General features: G+C 50.3%; 8 protein-coding genes. All 8 read left to right on the plus strand.

Annotated elements, in window-relative coordinates; all coding sequences use genetic code 11:
• Positions 1 to 110: 110 nt before the first annotated feature.
• Complete coding sequence (locus ACTHRH_RS25195; RefSeq protein WP_379286977.1) at positions 111 to 2,321, plus strand: MMPL family transporter; 2,211 nt, start codon at positions 111 to 113, stop codon at positions 2,319 to 2,321.
• A gap of 76 nt (positions 2,322 to 2,397) precedes the next feature.
• Positions 2,398 to 3,501: a radical SAM/CxCxxxxC motif protein YfkAB gene (gene yfkAB / locus ACTHRH_RS25200; RefSeq protein ID WP_379286975.1), complete on the plus strand. Its 1,104-nt coding sequence runs from the start codon at positions 2,398 to 2,400 to the stop codon at positions 3,499 to 3,501.
• A 267-nt stretch (positions 3,502 to 3,768) separates the two neighbouring features.
• The gene (locus ACTHRH_RS25205) at positions 3,769 to 5,097 is read left to right on the plus strand and encodes a hemolysin family protein (protein WP_440418197.1); all 1,329 of its coding nucleotides are present in this window, start codon (positions 3,769 to 3,771) and stop codon (positions 5,095 to 5,097) included.
• A gap of 195 nt (positions 5,098 to 5,292) precedes the next feature.
• On the plus strand, positions 5,293 to 5,496 hold the full coding sequence (locus ACTHRH_RS25210) for a spore coat associated protein CotJA (protein WP_144940187.1): 204 nt from the start codon (positions 5,293 to 5,295) through the stop codon (positions 5,494 to 5,496).
• Positions 5,497 to 5,514: 18 nt separating this feature from the next.
• A complete protein-coding gene (locus ACTHRH_RS25215; protein ID WP_144940185.1) occupies positions 5,515 to 5,778 on the plus strand; it encodes a spore coat protein CotJB in 264 nt (87 codons plus the stop codon).
• 46 nt (positions 5,779 to 5,824) lie between these two features.
• Entirely contained in the window at positions 5,825 to 6,394 is a 570-nt protein-coding gene (locus tag ACTHRH_RS25220; protein WP_150960365.1) for a manganese catalase family protein, read from the plus strand.
• A gap of 176 nt (positions 6,395 to 6,570) precedes the next feature.
• Positions 6,571 to 7,860 (plus strand): UDP-N-acetylmuramate--L-alanine ligase, encoded by a 1,290-nt coding sequence (gene murC / locus ACTHRH_RS25225; protein WP_144932206.1) that lies wholly within the window; start codon positions 6,571 to 6,573, stop codon positions 7,858 to 7,860.
• Between the two features lie 16 nt (positions 7,861 to 7,876).
• Positions 7,877 to 8,404: a Mur ligase family protein gene (locus ACTHRH_RS25230; protein WP_379286842.1), complete on the plus strand. Its 528-nt coding sequence runs from the start codon at positions 7,877 to 7,879 to the stop codon at positions 8,402 to 8,404.
• The last annotated feature ends 37 nt before the right edge of the window (positions 8,405 to 8,441 follow it).

Below are 8,441 nucleotides of genomic sequence, written 5' to 3' on the forward strand. Positions count from 1 at the left end.
ACACCACCTGAAATATACCGTTAACTCCTTGTCATACTTGGCATCAGGCAAGAATTTCAGGTGCGAAAGTTGAGTTAATTATTTCATCGAACGTAACGGGGGATGCATTCATGCGGGAAAGTGCCGATAAGGGCTGGTTTTGGTTATGGGGGGAGGCAATGTATCGTTATCGCCGCTGGGTAACCGGATTATGGGCGGCAATCCTTGTATTTATGGCTTTGTTCGCGGTTCAGGCTCCGGGCCAATTTAAAGATAACGGGTTCACGCCGAAAGGCAGCGATTCCGATGCGGGAATGATTGCGCTTCAGGAGAAGCTTGATTTTCCGGCCTCCAATTTCATTCTGGTATACTCCAGCGATTCCCGGGAATTAACGGATCAAGAAGCCATAACAACGATACTGAACTCCCTTAAACCGCTTGAAGAGCTCCCCTACGTTGCCGGCATTGCTATCAATCCGGCTACTCGTGTGGCGGGCCATGACCATATTCAATCGGTTAATGTGTTTCTCAAGCTGACTACGGACGAGGCGTTGGATAAATTTACCGAAATTAAAGCAAAAATCACGGCTCCGGACGGCATGAAGGTAGATATTACCGGAGGGCCCCCGATTCTGCATGACATGCAGGTAGCGACGAAGAAGGACATCGTCAAAGCGGAAGTCATCGGCCTTCCCATCGCCTTGTTGGTGCTCCTGCTTATTTTTGGCACGGTTCTGGGAGCCCTTCTTCCTCTGATTGTCGGCTTGGCGAGCGTTACGACGACGCTGGGGATTACCTATTTCATCGCACAAGGCTACTCCTTGTCCAATTTCCTGCCCAACATGGTGACAATGCTTGGGTTGGCGGTCGGGATAGATTACGCTTTGTTTATGGTCAGCCGCTTTCGCGAGGAATTGAACCAGCAGCAGGATGTGCGTGAAGCAGTGGCCATGACCTGCCAAATGGCGGGCCGTTCGATCTTTTTCTCCGGAGTCGCGGTGTTGATCGGATTGCTCGGCATGTTGTTTATAGAGCTAAATATTTTCCGGACTCTTTGCCTAGGAGGAGTTCTTGTCGTTTCGCTGTCGGTCATCATCGCCAACACCCTTCTGCTTTCTTTGATGGGCCTATTTGGCCATAACATAAACCGCTGGAACGTCATCCCTTCCCGCTGGAAGAAGCGGCAGCAGGCCTCCCATCTATGGAGCCGGATCGCATATTCCGTTATGAAGCGGCCCGTTCTGCTCGTTGTAATCATGAGCGGAATCCTGATAACGTTCATGCTTCCGGTCAGCGACATGAAGCTCGGGCTTCCAAGCGCGGGTATGCTGCCTCCCAGCTATGAATCCAGGCACGGGGATGATCTGTTGACCGAGGCTTATGATGCGCGGGAGATGAATCCAATCCAAATCTATGTGGAAGCGGAGGAGGAATTCTGGTCTGAAGCTTCTTTGCGTCAAATGGCTGCCTACACCGCCAAACTTAGGGAGCTCGATGGGGTTAAAGAAGTGAAGAGCTTGCTGGCAATGCTTGAAGACCGCCCTTTGGAGCAGGCTGCCGCCCTGCTGGCGAGGGAAGAGGTGCGCAGCAAGCTGGAGGAGGAGAAGCTGGCATCGGACCGTTTCTCTTTATTGATAGTCGTGCCGGAAGATGATCCGGAAAGCAAAGATACGGAGAGATTGGTGAAGCAAATCCGCGAGCTCGATGCGGGAGGACTTGAGGTCAAGGTAACGGGCGGACCGGCCTACCGGCTGGATATGCTGGATCGGATTAACGAGCGGATCCCGGTGGTGGTCGGCTTTGTGATGGTCGTTACTTACTTCGTCCTGCTTGCCGCCTTCCGTTCCGTGCTGCTGCCGCTTAAAGCGGTACTGATGAATGATCTCAGTCTGGGGGCAAGCATCGGGATAGTCGTAGCGGTGTTCCAGAACGGATTTATGGCGGAGTTGCTGCATATTACTTCGACAGGATACGTAGATGCGACGCTTCCGATTATCATTTTTTGCGTAGTGTTCGGAATATCTATGGATTATGAAGTTTTCCTGATTTCCCGCATCGTGGAGGAATACGAGAAGACCGGGGATAATGAGGCCAGTACGGCCGAGGGCTTAAGAAGAACCGGAAGCCTCATAACGTCGGCGGCGTTTATCCTGATCGTCGTGGTTGGCTCATTCATTTACACGGATATTCAAATAATCAAAGCGCTCGGCCTCGGATTATCCTTGGCGGTGCTGATCGATGCTACTCTCATTCGCATTATTGTTGTCCCCGCCTTGATGAAACTGCTCGGAAGAGCGAATTGGTGGGCGCCACGCTGGATTCGGCAGAGGTCACATGGATAGAAAGGTTTAACTTTTGGCTCCGTTCAGTTACAATAAGGGTCAGGCTAAACCAACAATAAAGTCAGGTGTGAATAATATGAAAGTACCCATGAGTCCCCAGTACGATCCCTGGGATCCGATATTGTCCCTGCATCAGCACGGCAAGCATGTATTAACCAGCATCGAGCTGACGGTGACCAATCTGTGCAATATGCGGTGTGAGCACTGCGCGGTAGGCGACGCGCTTGTTATGAAGGAGGAAGCGAAGCTCCCTCTTTCTTCCGTGCTGAAGCGTCTGGAGGAAGTGGAGCATCTGCAGACGCTCAGCATTACCGGCGGAGAACCGACCTATCATGAAGAGTCGGTCCGGGAGTATATCGTCCCGATATTGAAATATGCGCAGTCCAGAGGGATACGCACCCAAATTAATTCGAACGTCACACTGGATTTGTCCAGGTATGAGATGATGGCGCCTTATTTGGACGTCCTCCATATTTCTTTCAATTACTTGAATGCCGACGATTTCCACCAGATCGGCTTTGCCAACGCTTCGCATGAAGTGAGGAAGAGCACAGCGGCCAGAATGTATGAGAAAATGGTTAACAACACCCGGGCTTTGAGCGAAGCCGGCCTGTTCGTTTCCGCGGAATCGATGATCAATTACCGTACTCATGACAAAATAGCGGATATCCATAAGCTTATTGTCGAAATGGGCTGCCGCCGCCACGAGGTTCATCCGATGTATCCGAGTTCTTTTGCCGCTCACCTGCCGAAGCTCCCGCTTGATCTGCTGAGGAAGTCGATCAGCCGTCTGCTGGATGAACGGGATCGGGAGGTATGGATGCTGTTCGGAACGCTGCCGTTCTTTAGCTGCAGCTCCGATGCCCAAGACCGCGAATTGATCGCAAGACTGCAGAGGGAGCCCAATGTAACGGTACGCAATGACCCGGACGGGCGGAATCGTTTGAACGTCAACTTATTTACAGGGGACGTTTATGTTACGGATTTCTCCGATTTATCATCTCTCGGCAATATTCATTCCGACCGTTTGGAGGAAGTGTTTGCAAGATGGCTGGAGCATCCTCTTAATTTAATGGTCAACTGCCACTGTCCGGAAGCCCGATGCTGCGGACCGAATTTACTGGTTGCGGATATGTACTACAAGGGAATCGATTTTAAAGAGAGAAAAGCGGTTATCTGATTTGCACCCAACTGTCTCTGTTGTAGAGGCAGTTGTTTTTTTTACCACATTAGAAAGTTTATGTTCATTAAAGCATTAAAATGGAACAACTTTCTAATTGGCATAAAAAGCTTCCTTTAAAACCGGGTTATTCGTCTTCGAAAAGGCTCCGTTAGGAGCTTTTTTTATTTTCCCAGGCAGTAAATTCTCCTAAAGAATGATTCCGGTGCAAAAATGGGACAATACGCAAGAGGTGTTGTAATTCGGAAAGCAAAGGAGACAATTCCAATGGACACTCCATTTGAACTTGGGAAAATCATTTGGAATATTGCTCTGGTCCTGTTTCTTGTGTTTCTGAACGGGGTCTTCGTCGCCGCGGAATTCGCTTTCGTCAAAATCCGGGCTACCCGGCTGCAGGAGCTTGCCAAAAATCATCATGCGAAAGCCAAATACGCGCTTAAGGTGACGGACAGGCTGGATGCTTATCTGTCGGCGACCCAATTGGGAATCACCTTGGCATCCCTGGGTCTGGGGTGGGTCGGTGAACCCGCGATCTCAAGATTAATAATCGATCCGATGCTAGCCGTATTCGGATGGAATCATGCGGCGTTCAGCCATACGCTGTCTTTTATTTTGGCTTTCGTCATTATCACCTTTTTACATATCGTGCTTGGTGAATTGGCGCCTAAATCGTTGGCTATTCAGAAATCCGAATCAACCTCATTATGGCTTGCCGGTCCGCTGATCTTGTTTCACAAATTGTTTTATCCGGTTATCTGGCTGTTGAATGGGGCGGCGAATTGGTTGCTGAGAGCAATCGGTATTAAGCCCGCTGCCAGGCAGGAGGCGCATACGGAAGAGGAAATCCGGATATTGATGAACCAAAGCGCCAAGAGCGGGCATATCAACAAGGATGAAATGAAGCTGTTTGACAACATTTTTGAATTTTCCGAGCGGTTGGCCCGTGAAGTCATGGTGCCCCGTACCGATATGCAGTGCCTGTACACGGAGCTGTCCTTTCAAGAAAATATGAGCCTGGTCTATCTAACCAAGCATACCCGCTATCCGGTAGCCGAAGAGGATAAAGATGAAATTATCGGTTTCGTGCATATTACTGATTTATTGACGGCGGACCCGAATGAGGAGCATGATCTGGCAAACTTCCTGCGTCCCATCCTGGCGGTTTCGGAAGCAACGGAAATCAGCGATGTGCTGCGGATGATGCAGAAGCGTAGATCGCAATTGGCGATCGTTATCGATGAATATGGAGGCACCGCCGGATTACTGACAACGGAGGATATTCTCGAGGAAATTGTAGGAGAAATCAGGGACGAGTTCGACGAGAACGAACGCCCGGACATTGAGGTGAAGGACCGGTTTGTGTCCGTATCCGGCCGCATGCTCCTAGAGGAGGTTAATGAACTGCTCCATTTATCCATAGAAGAAGAGGAGGTCGATTCCATCGGAGGCTGGCTGTTCAAGGAACTGGAAGGCATGCCTGCTAGAGGCAAGGCCGTGGAAGTGGATGACCACGTGTTCGAAGTGGCGGAAATCGACCGCCTGCGGATTACAAGAGTGAATATCTATACTCCAGAGCAAAACCCTGAAATAAAATAATCGGTCCGAATTCCGGGATCATTAGCGAATTTCGCCCGCTGAAGAACTTTTGGAGAGGAATTGGCGGTGGTACTCCCGGAATTCTCTTATTTTGTAAGCCATAAAAAAGGGGCGGTAGCCCAAACCAAATGTAGGCGACTGTCATACTCTAACAGTGAGAGCCCAAATAAAGCTAAGAGGAGGAGTAAAGGGACCATGTTCACTCAGGTTAAAACTTACTATCCGTTTATCGGGCCGCATGATCCATGTCCGCCCATCCGGGTGAAGACTTATCAGACACCGCCCCAATTATATATCCCCTTCCAGCCGCCCAATTTACCTCAATTCCATTTGTCCGAGGCGTTGAAGCGGGGTACTTTGTGGCCGGCTTTATACAGTCCGTATGAAGGCAGACCATAGAAAGGAGAAGAAGCGGTAATGCAAAAAACGTTGGATGAACAATATTACCGGAGGCTGCGGGAGCTGCAGGAGGTCGATTTTGCACTGGTTGAGCTATCGCTTTATCTGGACACCCATCCCGGCGATCAACAAGCTCTCCAGCAGTTTAACCAGCTTGCCCAGCAAAGGCAGAAGCTCGCCAATCAATTCGAGCTGGAATATGGTCCTTTGATGCAGTTTGGACATAGCTTTTCGCGCTATCCTTGGCAGTGGGTAGAGTCCCCATGGCCGTGGCAGGTCTAACCATATAGAGAGAGGGATAACGTAAACAAAATGGGAGGAGCTTTTTATGTGGATTTATGAAAAAAAGCTGCAGTATCCGGTTCGCGTCAGCAAGTGCGATCCGCGGATGGCTAAATATTTGATCGAACAATACGGGGGGGCTGACGGGGAGCTGGCCGCCGCCTTGCGGTATTTGAATCAGAGATATTCGATCCCGGATAAGGTCATCGGATTGTTGACGGACATAGGAACGGAAGAATTTGCTCACCTCGAAATGATTGCAACGATGGTCTACAAGCTGACCAAGGATGCAACGGTCGAGCAGCTGAAGGAGGCGGGGCTTGGGGATCATTATGCCGACCATGACAGAGCCCTGTTTTATCATAATGCGGCGGGGGTGCCATGGACCGCAACTTATATTCAAGCCAAGGGGGATCCGATTGCGGATTTGTATGAAGATATTGCCGCCGAAGAGAAGGCGAGAGCAACCTATCAATGGCTTATTGATATGACGGATGATGTCGATTTGCAGGACGGCTTGAAATTTTTAAGGGAAAGGGAAGTAGTGCATTCTATGCGCTTCCGTGAAGCCGTTGAGATTTTGAAAGCGGAGAGAGAGACCAAGAAGATATTTTAAAATAAAATATTAAAGGCGTTTCATGACTTTCATGACGCCTTTTTTTGCGTATTAGGGCGACTCGGGAGCAAAGGGGGTAATGAATGCAGTATAATGTAAATAATATATTTAGCTGTGATGGCATAATCAGGTTACATATTGCATTTATATTAAGCTGCAGGCTGGAGGTTTTATGGATGGGAAACTATCATTTAATTGGAATTAAAGGGTGTGGAATGAGCGCATTGGCGCAGATTCTGCATGATTTGGGACATAAGGTTCAGGGGGAGGATACTGAGGCTCCGCTTTTTACCCAAGCTCCTTTGGAAGCGAGAGGGATTCCCATCTTTCCGTTCGCCGAGGCACCGCTGTCCGACGATATGACGGCGATCGCATCGAACGCTTTCGCCGATTCGCATCCGGCCCTGGACCACTGTCGGCGGTTGGGATATCCGGTCCGGCGCTATCATCATTTTCTCGGAGAGTGGATGAAGGATTATATCAGTATAGCCGTTACCGGATCGCACGGGAAAACCACCACAACCGGAATGATGGCGCATGCGCTGGGAGGAGTGGAGCCGGTCTGCACTCTGATTGGAGACGGCACCGGCAAGGGGGAGAAGGATGCCCGGTTATTTGTATTTGAAAGCTGTGAATACAAGAGGCATTTTCTGGCGTACCGCCCCGAAATTGCGGTCATTACGAACATCGATTTCGATCACCCGGATTATTATGCCGACCTGTCGGATGTCCACAGCGCGTTCGAGGAGATGGCTTCGCTGGTTGGCCGTCTGCTCGTTGTATGCGGGGATGACCCGCATGTCCGGTCATTAAGAATAGATAAAGAGGTGCTGTACTACGGTTTCGAAGATCATAACCTGCTGAGAGCCTCGGCACCCGTAGCCGGGAGTAACGGCACCTCTTTCGAAGTGTACTGGCGCGGCGACGGAATAGGCCAGTTCACTATACCGGCCTATGGACGCCATAATGTGCTCAACGCCCTGGCGGTTATTGGAACGGCGCTTGTCCTGAATCTCGATTTGGAGCAAATAAAGCACCATATGGCTTCCTTCTCCGGAGTCAAGCGAAGATTTTCCGAGAAGGAATGGAAGAGCAATATCGTGATTGATGATTATGCCCATCATCCGTCCGAAATTAGAGCGACTCTGGAAGCGGTAAGAAGCAAATATCCGTTGAGAAGAATAGTGAGCGTATTTCAGCCTCATACGTTCAGCCGGCTGGAGAAGCTGATGGACGACTTCGCTCAATCCTTGCGGGGCGCAGACGATGTATACCTGTGTCAAATCTTCGGATCGGCGCGCGAGGAAGGCGGCACTGTCTCGATCGAGCAGCTGCGCGACCGGATTCCCAATGCCCGGCTTATTTCGGAATCCACGGTCAACAATTTATTAGACTATAAAGATTCGGTATTGGTATTTATGGGGGCCGGTGACATTCAGAAGTACCAGACGATCTTCGAAGGTTAGGCGGGGAGGACGGGGCATGAAGCTTAAGGAATTGATTCCGCTGCTGACTATTGTGAAAACAGAGGGCAATCCGGAGGTTGAGATTACCGGAATTCAGATGGACTCCCGCAAGGTGCGGCCGGGAGACTTGTTCATATGCATCCCCGGCATTCCGGGACTGCAGGAGGACCGGCATCTTTTTGCCGAGGAGGCTGTACGGGCAGGGGCTGCGGCATTGGTCACGGAGCGGGAGGTCGGAGCAGGAGTGCCGACCCTGCAAGTGCCGGATGCGCGATATGCGATGGCTGTCATTTGTGCTCATTATTACAGTTATCCGAGCCATGATCTCAAGCTGATCGGCGTCACCGGAACCAACGGTAAGACGACGGTCAGTCATATGATCGAGTCTATCCTGAAGCATGCCGGATTCCGGACGGGCCTGATGGGAAATATAGGGACGAAGATCGGGGATACGCTGCTCGAGACTGACATCAATACTCAGGAGCCACCGGTACTGCAGGCCAATTTAACTTCCAAAAGCGAGGTTCAACTCCACCGTCTTTAGACGGTATCCGCTTTTAGCCCTACAGGATCTGGAAATA

The organism is Paenibacillus sp. SAFN-117, from assembly GCF_051966115.1.
Classification (GTDB): domain Bacteria; phylum Bacillota; class Bacilli; order Paenibacillales; family NBRC-103111; genus Paenibacillus_L; species Paenibacillus_L residui.